This window comes from Microbacterium sp. KNMS, from assembly GCF_053851835.1.
On record NZ_JBSQBP010000008.1, the window covers coordinates 77,013 to 91,044 of the forward strand.

Below are 14,032 nucleotides of genomic sequence, written 5' to 3' on the forward strand. Positions count from 1 at the left end.
CGACGCTCAGCGGGGGTCGGGCGTCGTCCCGTTGTTGAGCGCGTGGAGGAGGCCAGCGAGGTCGCGGACGCGCTCGACATCCCAAGCGAGCAGGGTGTCGTAGAGCAGGCTCTCGTGATGGGAGCGGGCCTCCTCGAGGCGCGCGATGCCGAGCGGGGTCGCCTCGAGCAGATGCGCCCGTCGATCGCTCGGATCCGGTGTGCGGGCGATGAGGCCGAGATCCTGCAGGTCCTTCACGGTGCGGCTCAGCTGGCCCTTGTCGAGCATCATCCGCTCGACGAGCGTCGACGCCTTGAGGGGGCCGTGCCGGACGATCGCGGTGAACACCTTGTAGGCGCCGGGGTTGAGCCCGGGGGACACGCGGTCTGCGTTCTCGTGGATGATGCGCCGCACGTGCGTCATCAGCTCGCTGAACTCGGCCTCGACCGACTTGATGGCCTCCGCCTGCTCGGGGGAGACGCCCTCGGCGGGCGTCGTCCCCGCAAGCGGGAGCCCGGGTCCGCGCGGGGGCGCGGCGTCCTGGGCGGTGTCGGCGGTCACGGGATCATTCTCTCGGATCGCCTCAGCGGCTGCGCGCAGATGACGCGTCGCCGTCATCTGCGACGTGCACGGGGATGGAGCCCGTCTCGGCGGTCGCGACCGCGAGATCGCCCTCGAGACGCTGCGCGCGCATCCGCTCGATGTTGTTCTGCCGGGTGAGGGGCTTGTTCGGGAGGAAGGCGATCGCCACGAGGCTCAGGACGGCCAGAGGCACGCCGATGAGGAACGCGTGCGAGATCGCCTGAGCCGAGGCGTCCTCGATGATGACGGCGATGGCCTCGGGCATGTCCCGCGTGACCGGGAGAGCGCCCGACTGGAGCTGGGCGAGGATGGCCTGGCCCTGCTCGCCCAGGCTCATCACGGCGGCGCCGATCTCCTGTGCGCGATCCGTCAGCTGCTGGGTCATGCTCGCCGCCAGCACCGACCCCATGACGGCGACGCCGGCGGTGCCGCCGACCGTGCGGAAGAAGTTGACGCCCGAGCTGGCGACGCCGATCTCCTGCGGCTTCGACGTGTTCTGCACGACGAGGACCAGGTTCTGCATGGTCATGCCGGTGCCCGCTCCGAGCAGGAACATGTACGTGCCGACCAGCCACAGGGACGTGTCGTACGCGAGCGTCGACAGCAGGCCCGTTCCGGCGATCATGAGCACGGCGCCCACGACGAGGTAGCTCTTCCAGCGGCCGAAGCGCGTGACGAGCTGCCCCACGACGGCCGACGCCACGAGCATGCCCGCCGCCATCGGGATCGTCAGCAGACCCGCCTCGGTCGGGCCGTAGCCGCGGGAGATCTGCATGTACTGGCCGAGGTAGACGGAGGTGCCGAACATCGCCACGCCGATCGAGATCGACGCGAGCACCGCGAGCGTGAACGTGCGGTTGCGGAAGAGCGTGAGGGGGATGAGCGGCTCGGCGACGCGGAGCTCGACGAGCACGAACGCGACGGCCGCGATCAGCGCGATGCCGACCATCCACGCGGTCTCCCAGCTGATCCATCCGTAGTCCGACACGTTCGTGATCCAGACGAGCAGCACGCCGGCCGAGACGCTGAGGAGCACGATGCCGAGGTAGTCGATGCGCACCTTCGCCGCGCGGATCTGCTCAATCCGCAGCGTCCGCAGGAGCACGGCGAACGCGATGACACCCAGCGGGACGCCGACGTAGAAGTTCCAGCGCCATCCGATCGTGTCGGTCATGACGCCGCCGAGCAGCGGGCCGCCGACCGTCGCGACAGCCATGACGCCCGCGAAGAGGCCCATGTACTTGCCGCGCTCGCGCGGGCTGATGATGTCGGCCATGAGCACCTGGCTGAGTGCGGCCAGACCGCCGCCGCCGAGGCCCTGGAGGGCGCGGAAGGCGATGAGCATCTCGGCGCTCGTGGACATGCCGGCACCCGCGCTCGCGAGCACGAAGACCGCGAGGGCGATGAGCATGAGGGTCTTGCGGTTGACGAGGTCGGCGAGCTTGCCCCAGATCGGGGTCGAGATCGCCGTGGTGAGGAGGGTGATCGTCACGACCCAGGTGTAGGACTCCTGGGTGCCGCCGAGCGCCGGGACGATGATGGGCAGCGACGTGCCGACCACGGTCGTGGAGACCATGGAGCAGAACATGGCGAGGAGGAGGCCCGAGAGGGCCTCGAGCACCTGGCGGCGGGACATCCGCGCCGCGGGCGCCTGTGCGGGGGTGGGTTGCGCGCTCATACGCACCTTTCGCGATCGTGTCCGGATTGGCATGACGGCGTCGGCATGCAGAAGTTGAAGAAAGTCAACGATATCGAAAACGTTGACAAACCGCAACTAATTCCCCGGATGTCGGTGCGTGTGTTTTTGGCGTGGGGTGCGGTGCGCGCGTTCGGTGCGTGCGCGCGGTGCATGTCTCGGCTGGTGTGGGTATGGGCTGCCGATTGCCGCGGCGGGTGAGACATGCCTGGTTCCGGTACCGGTGCGTGTCTCGCTTGGTGCCGGTATGGGGTGCCGATAACGACGGCGGGTGAGACATGGCGGCGCGGCGCGTGAGATATGGCAGCCCCCCGCGGCCACCCGGCACACCGCCACCCGGGCGTGCGACGCGACGCGTCAGTCGGCGAGTGCCAGTGCCCGATATGCGGAGCGCTGGAGTGCGCGCTCGCGCGGAGTGAGCGGCGCGGTCACGGCGGCCTCGGGCCGGCGTGGCGGCTCGTTGCCGGTCGTGCGTCGGTACAGCTCGTCGATGAGGGCGGTCGCGAGCTTCACGAGCCGCGAGATCTCCGCGTCGTCGCGGTCGATCCAGACGCACTTCGGCTCGTCGTGCAGCGGCTGGAAGTCGCGGTGCTCCTCCCAGGCGAAGAGCGTCCGCTCGGCGCCGAGCACGTGCTGCTGCCACCACACCTGGCGGAGGTACGAGCGCGGGATGGTGCGCCACGTCTTGTTCGTCGTCTTGATCTCGGCGAGCAGGATGCGGCCGCTCTGGTCGACGGCGATCCCGTCGGGGGTTGCGAGATGGCGCTTCTCGATCGTCGCGTGGAAGAGGGCGCTGGACGGCTGGATGCCGTGGGTCGCGGCGACCCACGAGGCGATCTCGGGCTCGCGGCGCCGGCCGTGGTCGGTGTACGCGTTGCCGCCGAACGACGAGCCGCGCAGCTTCTGCTCGGCGGCGCGGGGGATGACCCGCTCGCTCGTGATCGTCGCGATGTCGGTCGCGGTGATGCCCTGCGACCGCGCCCGGAGCCAGGCCACCCTGTCGCGGGAGTCCGCGACGATCCGGGCGGCGAGTTCGGGGGTCACCTCTCGACCCTAACCCCGCCCCCTGACGGCGTCCCGACCGGACATGCGGGTTCGGCGGACTCGGTGCGGAAGGTCCGCTCCGTCGATTTGGCCCAGGCCCTCGAGTCGGGTACGCTGGTCCGAGCCGAAGACCGCCGGTCATCGCCGTGTGCGCAAGCACGTGACGATCGAAGCTCTGCACTGCAGGGGCCCGCGCAGGTGTCACGAACGTATCCCGTGAGAACGGGAACCGAGCTCCGTGCGCTTGCGCCGGAGCTCTTTCTCATGTTCGGGGCGGGTGGCGCGGCCGGTGCCCCACCTCCGTGGAGCACCTCAGGACAATCAAGGAGTGGCCATGGCGCAGAAGGAAGCATCGGTCGCCGAGCTCACGAAGCAGTTCGAGAGCTCGACCGCCGTTCTGCTCACCGAGTACCGCGGTCTGACGGTTGCCGAGCTCAAGGAGCTCCGCAACGCGATCCGTCAGGACGCGGAGTACGCCGTGGTGAAGAACACGCTGACCAAGATCGCCGCGAACAACGCGGGGATCACGGCGCTGGACGACGACCTCAAGGGTCCGTCGGCCGTCGCCTTCGTGCACGGCGACCCGGTCGCCGTCGCCAAGGGTCTGCGCGCCTTCGCCAAGGCACACCCTCTTCTCGTGGTGAAGGGCGGCTACTTCGATGGCACCGCCCTCAGCCCTGAGGAGGTCAGCAAGCTCGCTGACCTCGAGAGCCGCGAAGTCCTGCTCGCCAAGGTCGCGGGCATGATGAAGGCCTCGATGTCGAAGGCTGCCGCCCTCTTCCAGGCGCCGCTGTCGAAGACCGTTCGCACGGTCGAGGCGCTGCGCGAGAAGCAGGAGACCGCAGCCTGATCAGGCTGCGCGGAAGCAACCCCGAAACCCCGAAAAAGTAGGAGAAACATCATGGCGAAGCTCAGCACCGAAGAGCTGCTCGACGCGTTCAAGGAGCTCACGCTCATCGAGCTCAGCGAGTTCGTGAAGGCCTTCGAGGAGACCTTCGACGTCACCGCTGCTGCCCCGGTCGCCGTTGCGGCCGCTGGCGCCCCGGCTGCGGGCGGCGACGCTCCGGCCGAGGAGGAGAAGGACTCGTTCGACGTCATCCTCGAGGCTGCCGGCGACAAGAAGATCCAGGTCATCAAGGTCGTCCGCGAGCTCACCTCGCTCGGCCTCGGCGAGGCGAAGGCTGTCGTCGACGGCGCTCCCAAGGCTGTCCTCGAGGGCGCCAACAAGGAGACGGCCGACAAGGCCAAGGAGGCCCTCGAGGGCGCCGGCGCGACCGTCACCCTCAAGTAAGTCTTCTTCTCGAAGCTTCTTCGCGAAGGCCCCGGGTTCGTCCCGGGGCCTTCGTGCGTCTGCGGACGTTACGGGTCCGTGACTGTCAAGTGATTGTGGAAGCGCTCCTATGGCTCCTAGCTTGGAGGGCACAGCCTTTCCACAGAGAAGATGCTCGAGATAGGAGCAGACGATGAAGACTGCAGGACGCAAGCGGATCCTCCTCGCGGCGAGCGGGCTGGGGATCGCCGGTCTCGCTCTCGCGGGATGCACGAGCGGCCCCGGAGCATCGGATGGCGGCGGAGACGGGGGCGGTGGCGACGGCGGAGACGCCCAGGTCACGGTCTACGGCACGATCGTCGACGCGGAGGCGGAGCTCCTCGAGCAGTCCTGGGCGGACTGGGAGGAGGAGAGCGGCATCGACATCGTGTACGAGGGCTCGCAGGAGTTCGAGGCGCAGATCGCCGTTCGCGCGCAGGGCGGCAACCCGCCCGACCTCGCGATCTTCCCGCAGCCCGGCCTGCTGTCCGACATGGCGAGCCGCGGCTACCTCATGGAGGCGCCCGAGGGAGTGGTCTCGAACCTCCGCGAGTACTGGGCCGAGGACTGGGAGACCTACGCCTCGCACGACGGCACGATCTACGGCGCGCCGCTCATGGCGAACGCGAAGGGCTGGATCTGGTACCAGCCCGGCGTGTTCGAGGAGCACGGCTGGGAGGTCCCGACCGACTGGCAGGGCCTGCTCGACCTCACGCAGCAGATCCGCGACGAGACGGGCGAGCCGCCGTGGTGCGCGGGCTTCGGGTCCGACGCCGCGACCGGATGGCCGGGCACCGACTGGATCGAGGACCTCGTCCTGCGCCAGGCCGGCCCCGAGGTCTACGACCAGTGGGTCGCGAACGAGATCCCCTTCACCGACCCGCAGATCAAGGAGGCCTTCGACGCGACGGCCGAGATCCTCCTCAACCCCGACTACGTCAACGCGGGCTTCGGCGACGTGGCCTCGATCGGCTCGACGCCCTTCGGCGACGTGGCGAACGCGCTCGTCTCGGGCGACTGCCTCCTGACACACCAGGCGTCGTTCCTCGACGGCTTCATCGTCGAGGCCGGCGGCGAGGTCGGCGAGGATGGCGATGTCTGGGCATTCATGCTGCCCCCGGTCGACGCGGGCGCCGGACAGATGATCACGGGCGGCGGCGAGATCGTCGGCGCGTTCAGCGACGACGAGAACGTCGTCAAGGTGCAGGAGTACCTGTCGAGCCCCGAGTGGGCGAACTCCCGCGTCTCGCTCGGCGGCGTGATCAGCGCGAACAACGGGCTCGACCCCGAGAACGCGCAGAGCCCGATCCTCAAGGCGGCCATCGAGATCCTCCAGGACGAGGAGACGACGTTCCGCTTCGACGGATCCGACCTCATGCCCTCCGCAGTCGGCGCCGGCACGTTCTGGACGGGCATGCGCGACTGGGTGAACGGCGCCTCGACCGACGACGTCCTGGAGCAGATCGAATCGGGCTGGCCGGAAGAGTAACGGCCGGACATGAAAGCGTTTCTCGACTGGCTGAGCACGCTCTCGCCGTGGCTGGAGATCCCGATCATCATCGGGGTGTTCCTGCTCGCGGTCGGCATCCTGCTCTTCTTCATCGAGATCGCGCCGCGCGCGGGCCGGGTGTACACGTACATCCGGCTCGCCGCGTGCGTGCTCTTGCCCCTGGCCGTGATGTGGATGCTCCAGTCCTACTGGTGGGCGATCATCGCGGCCGGCGTCCTCGGCCTGCTGTTCTTCTGGCTCGACTACCGGTCGAAGCAGGGAGCCGGCTATCTGTTCCAGCTCGTCGGATTCCTCGCGCCCGCCCTGATCCTGCTGCTCGTCGGCCTCGTCTTCCCCGTCATCCAGACGTTCGGGCAGTCGATGTTCAATGCGAGCGGCTCGCGGTTCATCGGACTCGACAACTTCATCTGGATCTTCACGCAGCCGCAGGGCATCCGCACGATCGTGAACACGATCGTCTGGGTGCTCATCGCCCCGATCGTGTCGACGGTCGTGGGCCTCGTGTACGCGTACTTCATCGACAAGACGCGCGGGGAGAAGGTCTACAAGATCCTCGTGTTCCTGCCGATGGCGATCTCGTTCGTCGGTGCGTCGATCATCTGGCGCTTCATGTACACGGCCCGGCCCGCAGACGCGGAGCAGATCGGCTTCGTCAACCAGATCATCGTCTGGTTCGGCGGCAGCCCTGTCCCGTTCCTCCAGGTGGAGCCCTGGAACACGCTGTTCCTCATCGTCGTGTTCGTGTGGATCTACACCGGATTCGCGATGGTCGTGCTGTCGGCGGCGATCAAGGGCGTGCCGACCGAGCAGCTCGAGGCGGCTGAGCTCGACGGAGCCAACGCGTACGAGCGCTTCATGAACGTCGTCGTGCCGGGCATCCGGCCCTCCCTGATCGTGGTCCTCACGACGATCGCGATCGCGTCCATGAAGATCTTCGACATCGTCCGCACGATGACCGCGGGCGCGAACAACACCTCGGTGCTCGCGAACGAGATGTACTCGCAGTTCCGCAGCTTCGAGGCCGGACGGTCCGCGGCGTACGCCGTGATCCTGTTCGTGCTCGTGCTCCCGCTGGTCATCTACAACGCGCGACAGCTCAAGGCACAGAGGGAGGTGCGCTGATGACCGCGACCGAGCTCGTGACGACGGCGGGCAAGCCGTCGAGGAAGCGCGCGCTGAGCGACACCAAGCGCCGCCTGACGAACCCGTGGGCCACGGTTGCCGCGCTCGTCATCGCGGTGCTGTGGACCATCCCGACGTTCGGCGTGTTCGTGTCGTCGTTCCGTCCGCGTGTGGAGATCCAGACGACCGGATGGTGGACGGTCTTCCAGAACTGGGGCTGGACGTTCGACAACTACGTCGAGGCGCTGAACACCTCGACGGGCGGCCTCACGATGCTGGGCTCGTTCGTGAACTCCTTCGCGATCACGCTCCCGGCGTCGATCATCCCGCTCATCATCGCGACGCTCGCGGCGTACGGGTTCGCCTGGATGGACTTCCGCGGCAAGAACCTGCTGTTCGTGCTCGTGTTCGCGCTGCAGATCGTCCCGATCCAGATGGCCTTCATCCCGCTCCTGCAGCTGTTCTCGCGCGGAGAGCTGTTCGGGGTCCCGGTCATCCAGGCGGTGGGGTCGTCGGGCTACGCGCAGGTGTGGATCGCGCACACGATCTTCGGCCTGCCGCTCGCGATCTTCCTGCTGCACAACTTCATCGCGCAGATCCCGGCGGATGTCATCGAGGCGGCCCGCGTGGACGGCGCGGGGCACGGGCAGATCTTCTTCCGGATCGTGCTCCCGCTCAGCATGCCGGCGATCGCGTCGTTCGCGATCTTCCAGTTCCTGTGGGTCTGGAACGACCTGCTCGTGGCCTTGATCTTCGCGGACGGCAACGTGGCTCCGATCACGAAGCTGCTCGCGCAGATGACCGGGTCGCGCGGTCAGGACTGGCACCTGCTCACGGCCGGCGCGTTCATCGCGATCATCGTGCCGCTGCTGGTGTTCCTCTTCCTGCAGCGCTACTTCGTCCGCGGCCTGCTGGCGGGCTCGGCGAAGGGATGACCCGCATGATGAAGGGCCCGCCGGACGACGGGCCCTTCGTCATGCGTCGGCCCGCTCAGCCGGTGCAGCCGAGGCGCGCCTGGATCGACTGCATGGCCGCGATCTCGGCCGTCTGGCCCTGACCCATGCTGCGCGCGGTCTGGATCACGCGCTCGTCGCTGCCGAGCTCCACGACGGCGTCCGTCATCTCGATCACGCCCGAGTGGTGACGGATCATGAGCTCGAGGAAGAGGCAGTCCCGAGCCGAGCCCTCGAGCGAGGCGAGCCGGTCGATCTCCTCGGCCGTGGCCATCCCCATCGCCGCTTCGAGCTCCTCGGCGGATGCCGTCGCGCTCGCGCCGTGGTCGTGTCCGGTTCCCGACATCCACGACATGAGCGGGTCGCCCGCCTGGGGCAGGCCCCACGCCACGAGCCATCCGTACATCTCGCCGCGCTGCGCCGCCTGAGCCGTCGCGATGTCGTACGCGAGGGCGCGGAGCTCGTCGTCGTCGGTCGCGCGGTACTCGATCATCGCCATCTCGACGGCCTGCGCATGATGCACCTGCATGTCGCGCGCGAAGCCGGCATCCGCGGCGTTCGGCCCGCCGCCCGAGCCGGTCGCGTCGGAGAGGTCGTCGAACGTCGTGAAGCGGCCGATCGCGAACGCGAGGCCCGCCACGAGCACGACCGCGATCACCACGAGCGGCCAGGGGATGCCCGTGCGCGCGGTCGGGCCGTCGGACTCCGTCATGCTCAGCTGAGCTTGCCGGGGCCGTCGATGGCGCCGGTGCATGCGGCGCCCGGCTCCGGCACGTTCTGGTTGCGCCAGTACTCCTCGAAGAACTCAGCGATGCGCTCGTCGTCGACCGAGTCGACCTTGAGCTGCGCGTTCCAGGCGCTCACGGCGACCGGCGTCCCGAGGTCGGGGTACGGCGAGAGGATCGCGTAGCTCGACGGCAGGTAGCCCTTGAGCGTCTCGAGCTCCTCGTCGCTCACGAGCTCGGGGTCGTACGTGACCCACACCGCGCCGTGCTCGAGGGAGTGCACCGCGTTCTCGTTCTGCTGCGGCTCACTGTAGACGCCGCAGTTCAGCCAGTACACGTTGTGCGGGCCGCCCGCGGGAGGGGTCTGCTCGTATTCGACGGTGCCCTCGACGTGCGTGTTCGTGTTGGAGAAGGTCTCGACCCCCTCGATCTCCGTCCCGTCGCCGCCGATGCCGTACTCGGCGACATTCGGACGCGGCGTGAAGACGAACGACGCGATGATCGCCCCGATCACGGCGACCGCCGCGACCGTGCCGACCGTCCACCAGACGAGCTTCCCGCGCTGGCGCTTCTTGAGCTGCCGCTGGTACTCGGCGAGCTTCTCCTGACGCCGGGCCTCGCGCTGCTGCTTGACCGTCTGCTCGATCTCGGCCTGGCGGGCGGGGTTGCCGCTGGACTTCTGGGGGCGCTTCTGCGTCGACACGCTCCGATCCTATGCGGCTGAATGCGCGCGCCGCTGGGAGAATCGGACCGGGAACCTGGGCTTCCGCCTTGCGCTGCCCGTCCCCCTCGACCCTAGGATTGAGGGCGTCCCCTTCGCGCGGATCCTCCGGGCGTCGTCTGGGACTTCTTTCTTTCCCCGCACCCCTCGTCCGCGAAAGCAGCGACGCTCACGATGACTCACGAAGACCGTTCCCCGCGCGACGAGCACGGGCACCACCCGCACACGGGCAGCATCCCCACCGCCACGGGCCTCATCCCGGTGCCCACGGGGACGATTCCGCTGCCCGATGCCGCGCGCGCGGCAGCGGGGGAGATGCCGCGCACGCATCGCGGTGACGCGCTCTCGAGCGGCCGGCGCCTCGCGTACGTCCTCCTGCTCGGCGCGCTGACGGCGCTCGGCCCGTTCACGATCGACCTCTACCTGCCCGCGTTCCCCCTGCTCGAGCGCGATTTCGAGACGACGAGCGCGGCCATCCAGCTCACGCTCACGGGCACGATGATCGGCTTCGCGCTCGGCCAGCTCGTCGTGGGCCCGCTGAGCGACAAGTTCGGCCGGCGGGTTCCGCTGCTCATCGTGACCGCTCTGCACGTGCTCTCGAGCCTCGCGGCGGCCTTCGCGCCCACGCTCGAGCTGCTGGGCGCCGCGCGCGTGCTGATGGGGATGGGTGCGGCCGCGGGCGGCGTGGTCGCGATGGCCATGGTGCGCGACCTGTTCGGCGGGCGCCGCCTCGTCATCATGCTGTCGCGGCTCGCGCTCGTGACGGGGGTCGCGCCCGTCGTGGCGCCGCTCATCGGCTCAGCGCTGCTCACGGTCATGCCCTGGCACGGGATCTTCCTCGTGCTCGCCGCGTACGGCACGGTCATGCTCCTGTGCGCGATCTTCGCGCTGCCCGAGACCCGCCCCGCCTCCGACCGCATCTCGCACGAGACGGTGTCCGTCTGGCACCGCTATCGCGTCGTGCTCACCGACCGCGTGTACCTGGGCGTGCTCGTGATCGGAGCGATGACCTTCTCGGGGCTCTTCTCGTACCTGTCGGCGTCGTCCTTCCTGTTCCAGCAGTCGTACGGCTTCACCGAGGTGCAGTACGGCCTGCTCTTCGCCTCGAACTCGGTCGGCCTCGTGCTCGGCAACCAGGTCGCGGCCCGTCTCGCGGCACGGTTCGGGCCGCAGTGGGTGCTCGCGTACGCGACCGCGGTGCTCGTGCTCGCCTCTGCCGGCATCATCGTCGGCGACCAGCTCGGGCTCGGCGTGTGGGGCGTCGTGATCCCGCTGTTCGTCTTCATGACGACGTGCGGCTTCACCTTCCCCTGCGCGCAGGTGCTCGCGCTCGACCGGCACCCCGAGGCGGCCGGCACGGCGGCCTCGGTGCTCGGCGCGACGAACAACGGGATCGCGGGCGTCATCTCGCCGCTCGTCGGCGTGATCTCGGCGGCCTCGGGCATCACGGGCACCACGATGGCGTCGGTGATGCTCGGCTGCTCGGCCATCGCCGTCCTCTCGCTCTGGCTCGTCGTCCGCCCGCGCTCGCTCGGCCTGCTCGCCGACTGACCGCACGCCTGCGCCCGAACGGCGCGGGCGTGGGCAGAATGGGGCGATGGGGATGTCGCGTCGGGCCATGCTGTGGTGGGGGATCGGGCTCATCGCGGCGGCCGCGCTGCTCGGCTGGGCCACGGTGCTGCACCGCGATCCCTTCCCGATCGACACGTGGTGGGCAGGAGTGCTGCCCGAGGCCGATGCGGGCGTCCGCCTGTGGTTCTCTCTCCTCCTCGACCGGATCGGCGGAGGGTGGTGGGCCATCCTCGTCTTCCCGCTCGGGATCGGGGCCTTCCTCCTCGCAACGCGCCACCGATGGGGAGCCCTGTACTTCCTCGTCGCGACGGCCGCCAGCGCGGGATTCGTGCAGCTGCTCAAGCAGCTCTACTCGCGGCAGCGCCCCGAGGACATCCTCGTCGTCGTCGACCACGGTTCATTCCCGTCGGGGCATGTGGCCAATGCCGCCACGGTCGTGTTCGCCCTGTGGGTGCTTTTCCCGCGATGGTGGATGGCCACGGTCGCGGTGATCTGGACGCTCTCGATGGCGTTCGCGCGCACGTATCTCTCGGCGCACTGGGCGAGCGACACCGCGGGCGGCGCGCTCGTCGGGGCGGGGGCGGCGCTGATCGTCGCCGCCCTCCTGAATGCGCGTCTCCTGCGAGATCGCGACCGCATCGCCGAGCGGCGGGAGCAGTCGGAGAGGCTCGCCCGGTCGTAGGCGGGACACAGCGCAGGAGTCCGGTCGCAGGCGGAGCCTGCTGCCCGCGCGATCCTGGGGGTGAGCGCGCGCCGGGCCCGGGGAGTTCCTGCGTCGTGTCCCGCGTCGGGCGACCCGCGCTGGCTAGGCTGTGGCCATGAGCCCCGAGAACGCTCCTGACGCCGCTGCCGCCGAACTCGAGAGACTGCGCGCGGAGGCCGCGGCCGCCGAAGCCGCTCTCAAGGCCGCGGAGGCCCGCGCGAAGCTCGCCGCCGCAGAGGCCGCCGCGGCGCGTGCCGGAGGGTCGGATGGCGACGAGCCGGCCGCCGAGGACGATGCCGAGCCGCCCGCCGAGGACGCGGACGAGCCATCTGCGCAGCCCGAGCCATCCGCGGAGCCCGAGCCCGAGTCCGCGCCGGAGACCGAGCCATCCGCGGAGCCCGAGCCCGAGCCATCCGAGGAACCCGCGAAGCCCGCGGCGTCTGACGGGCCGCTCGACGCGGGCGACGTGCAGCGCATCGTCGACGGCTACGCCTTCGAGGGGGAGACGCTCGACATCGGCGCCCTCGTGAACGGGGAGCCGCTCGCCGACGCGCAGATCCGGATCCCGCTCGCGATGCTCAACCGGCACGGCCTCGTCGCCGGAGCGACGGGAACGGGCAAGACCCGCACTCTGCAGGGGCTCGCGGAGCAGCTCGCCGCGAAGGGTGTGCCCGTGTTCGCGGCCGACATCAAGGGCGACCTCACGGGCATGGCGACGCCGGGGGAGCCGAGTGACAAGCTTCTCGCCCGCACGAAGGGCATCGGCCAGGACTGGAAGCCCGAGGCGGCGGCGGTCGAGTACTTCGCACTCGGCGGGATCGGCACGGGCGTGCCCGTGCGCGCGACGGTGACCGGCTTCGGGCCTCTCCTGCTGTCGAAGGTGCTCGGTCTCAACGACACGCAGGAGTCGAGCCTCGGGCTCGTCTTCCACTACGCCGACGAGAAGGGCCTGCCGCTCGTCGATCTCGCCGACCTCCGCGCGGTGCTGCAGTACCTCACGAGCGACGAGGGCAAGGCCGAGCTCAAGGGGCTGGGCGGCTTGTCGTCGGCGACCGCCGGCGTCATCCTGCGCGAGCTCATCACGTTCGCCGAGGGCGGCGCCGACGTCTTCTTCGGAGAGCCCGAATTCGATGTGCAGGACTTCCTGCGGACGGCCAAGGATGGCCGTGGCATCGTCTCCCTGCTCGAGGTGCCGGGCGTCGCCGATCGACCGGAGCTGTTCTCGACGTTCCTCATGTACCTCCTCGCCGAGCTCTTCGAGCTGCTGCCCGAGGTCGGCGACGTCGACAAGCCCAAGCTCGTGTTCTTCTTCGACGAGGCGCACCTGCTCTTCAAGAACGCGTCGGAGGACTTCCTCGCGGCGATCACGCAGACGGTGCGGCTCATCCGCTCGAAGGGCGTCGGCGTCTTCTTCGTCACGCAGACGCCGAAGGATGTCGATGGCGACGTGCTCGCGCAGCTCGGCTCCCGCGTGCAGCACCAGCTGCGCGCCTTCACGCCGGATGACGCCAAGGCGCTTCGCTCGACGGTCGGGACGTATCCGAAGTCGGGCTACGACCTCGAGCGGGTGCTGCAGGAGCTCGGCACCGGAGAGGCGATCGTCACCGTCATGAGCGAGAAGGGTGCGCCCACGCCCGTCGCGTGGACGCGCGTGCGCGCACCGCAGGGGCTCATGGACGCGTCGCCCGCCGCTGTCGTGGAGCAGGCTGTCGCGTCGTCGACGCTCCTGCCCAAGTACGGCGAGCCCGTCGATCGCGAATCCGCGTACGAGATGCTCACGGCGAAGATGAACGCCGCCGCCGAGGCCGCGGAGGCCGAGGAGAAGGCACTCGAGAAGGCGAAGGCCGACGCCGAGTACGAGAAGCAGAAGGCCGCGATCGAGAAGAAGGCGCAGCAGGAGTACGACCGCCTGCTGAAGTCGACCAAGAGCCGCACGACGACGCGGCGCACCACGCGGTCGAGCAGCGACCGCGTGGTCGAGCGCGTCATCGGATCGGCGGCGACGACGCTCGTGAACAGCGTGATCCGGGGTCTGTTCGGCAACAGCCGCCGGCGCTGAGGATGAAAGCCCTGCCCGCCCCCGTGTCGGGCGGGCGAGGGCAGCGGAAGCGTCAGG

At 69.3% G+C, this 14,032-nt stretch carries 13 protein-coding genes; 8 read left to right on the top strand and 5 right to left on the bottom strand.

Annotated elements, in window-relative coordinates:
* Window positions 1–6 precede the first annotated feature (6 nt).
* From ACWXWW_RS06910 to ACWXWW_RS06920, 3 genes are all read right to left on the bottom strand, one after another.
* Window positions 7–540, bottom strand: coding sequence for a MarR family winged helix-turn-helix transcriptional regulator (locus ACWXWW_RS06910; protein ID WP_455969431.1), 534 nt, complete (start codon window positions 538–540; stop codon window positions 7–9).
* A gap of 22 nt (window positions 541–562) precedes the next feature.
* Complete coding sequence (locus ACWXWW_RS06915) at window positions 563–2,239, bottom strand: MDR family MFS transporter (protein WP_455969432.1); 1,677 nt, start codon at window positions 2,237–2,239, stop codon at window positions 563–565.
* A 375-nt stretch (window positions 2,240–2,614) separates the two neighbouring features.
* Window positions 2,615–3,301: a YqaJ viral recombinase family protein gene (locus tag ACWXWW_RS06920; RefSeq protein ID WP_271173632.1), complete on the bottom strand. Its 687-nt coding sequence runs from the start codon at window positions 3,299–3,301 to the stop codon at window positions 2,615–2,617.
* Window positions 3,302–3,635: 334 nt separating this feature from the next.
* Here ACWXWW_RS06920 and rplJ point away from each other — a divergent pair, with 334 nt between their 5' ends.
* The 5 genes from rplJ (at window position 3,636) to ACWXWW_RS06945 (ending at window position 8,177) form a co-directional block, all read left to right on the top strand.
* The gene (gene rplJ, locus ACWXWW_RS06925; protein ID WP_271173631.1) at window positions 3,636–4,151 is read left to right on the top strand and encodes a 50S ribosomal protein L10; all 516 of its coding nucleotides are present in this window, start codon (window positions 3,636–3,638) and stop codon (window positions 4,149–4,151) included.
* 51 nt (window positions 4,152–4,202) lie between these two features.
* Window positions 4,203–4,592, top strand: coding sequence for a 50S ribosomal protein L7/L12 (rplL, locus tag ACWXWW_RS06930; protein WP_271173630.1), 390 nt, complete (start codon window positions 4,203–4,205; stop codon window positions 4,590–4,592).
* A 172-nt stretch (window positions 4,593–4,764) separates the two neighbouring features.
* The gene (locus ACWXWW_RS06935) at window positions 4,765–6,099 is read left to right on the top strand and encodes an ABC transporter substrate-binding protein (protein ID WP_455969433.1); all 1,335 of its coding nucleotides are present in this window, start codon (window positions 4,765–4,767) and stop codon (window positions 6,097–6,099) included.
* Between the two features lie 9 nt (window positions 6,100–6,108).
* A complete protein-coding gene (locus ACWXWW_RS06940; RefSeq protein ID WP_271173628.1) occupies window positions 6,109–7,242 on the top strand; it encodes a carbohydrate ABC transporter permease in 1,134 nt (377 codons plus the stop codon).
* Window positions 7,242–8,177, top strand: a complete 936-nt coding sequence (locus ACWXWW_RS06945) for a carbohydrate ABC transporter permease (RefSeq protein WP_271173627.1) — start codon at window positions 7,242–7,244, stop codon at window positions 8,175–8,177. The genes ACWXWW_RS06940 and ACWXWW_RS06945 overlap by 1 nt, the downstream gene beginning before the upstream one ends.
* Before the next feature lie 55 nt (window positions 8,178–8,232).
* Here ACWXWW_RS06945 and ACWXWW_RS06950 read toward each other — a convergent pair whose 3' ends face one another.
* Both ACWXWW_RS06950 and ACWXWW_RS06955 read right to left on the bottom strand, forming a co-directional pair.
* Window positions 8,233–8,907 (bottom strand): DUF305 domain-containing protein, encoded by a 675-nt coding sequence (locus ACWXWW_RS06950; RefSeq protein ID WP_455969434.1) that lies wholly within the window; start codon window positions 8,905–8,907, stop codon window positions 8,233–8,235.
* A 2-nt stretch (window positions 8,908–8,909) separates the two neighbouring features.
* Window positions 8,910–9,623, bottom strand: coding sequence for a DUF3105 domain-containing protein (locus ACWXWW_RS06955; RefSeq protein ID WP_455969435.1), 714 nt, complete (start codon window positions 9,621–9,623; stop codon window positions 8,910–8,912).
* Between the two features lie 333 nt (window positions 9,624–9,956).
* Between ACWXWW_RS06955 and ACWXWW_RS06960 the strand changes: the two genes are divergently transcribed.
* The 3 genes from ACWXWW_RS06960 to ACWXWW_RS06970 all read left to right on the top strand — a co-directional run bounded on the left by ACWXWW_RS06960 (window position 9,957) and on the right by ACWXWW_RS06970 (window position 13,975).
* Entirely contained in the window at window positions 9,957–11,192 is a 1,236-nt protein-coding gene (locus tag ACWXWW_RS06960; RefSeq protein WP_455969459.1) for a multidrug effflux MFS transporter, read from the top strand.
* A 46-nt stretch (window positions 11,193–11,238) separates the two neighbouring features.
* Entirely contained in the window at window positions 11,239–11,895 is a 657-nt protein-coding gene (locus ACWXWW_RS06965; RefSeq protein WP_271173624.1) for a phosphatase PAP2 family protein, read from the top strand.
* A 136-nt stretch (window positions 11,896–12,031) separates the two neighbouring features.
* On the top strand, window positions 12,032–13,975 hold the full coding sequence (locus ACWXWW_RS06970) for a helicase HerA-like domain-containing protein (protein WP_455969436.1): 1,944 nt from the start codon (window positions 12,032–12,034) through the stop codon (window positions 13,973–13,975).
* The last annotated feature ends 57 nt before the right edge of the window (window positions 13,976–14,032 follow it).

What these genes read in the sequence shown, in the direction of transcription:
- ACWXWW_RS06960 (WP_455969459.1), top strand. Translation starts at nt 9,957, where the DNA reads ATGCCGCGCACGCATCGCGGTGACGCGCTCTCGAGCGGCCGGCGCCTC.
- ACWXWW_RS06915 (WP_455969432.1), bottom strand. Translation starts at nt 2,239, where the DNA reads ATGAGCGCGCAACCCACCCCCGCACAGGCGCCCGCGGCGCGGATGTCC.
- rplJ (WP_271173631.1), top strand. Translation starts at nt 3,636, where the DNA reads ATGGCGCAGAAGGAAGCATCGGTCGCCGAGCTCACGAAGCAGTTCGAG.
- ACWXWW_RS06935 (WP_455969433.1), top strand. Translation starts at nt 4,765, where the DNA reads ATGAAGACTGCAGGACGCAAGCGGATCCTCCTCGCGGCGAGCGGGCTG.
- ACWXWW_RS06945 (WP_271173627.1), top strand. Translation starts at nt 7,242, where the DNA reads ATGACCGCGACCGAGCTCGTGACGACGGCGGGCAAGCCGTCGAGGAAG.
- ACWXWW_RS06950 (WP_455969434.1), bottom strand. Translation starts at nt 8,907, where the DNA reads ATGACGGAGTCCGACGGCCCGACCGCGCGCACGGGCATCCCCTGGCCG.
- rplL (WP_271173630.1), top strand. Translation starts at nt 4,203, where the DNA reads ATGGCGAAGCTCAGCACCGAAGAGCTGCTCGACGCGTTCAAGGAGCTC.
- ACWXWW_RS06970 (WP_455969436.1), top strand. Translation starts at nt 12,032, where the DNA reads ATGAGCCCCGAGAACGCTCCTGACGCCGCTGCCGCCGAACTCGAGAGA.
- ACWXWW_RS06940 (WP_271173628.1), top strand. Translation starts at nt 6,109, where the DNA reads ATGAAAGCGTTTCTCGACTGGCTGAGCACGCTCTCGCCGTGGCTGGAG.
- ACWXWW_RS06965 (WP_271173624.1), top strand. Translation starts at nt 11,239, where the DNA reads ATGGGGATGTCGCGTCGGGCCATGCTGTGGTGGGGGATCGGGCTCATC.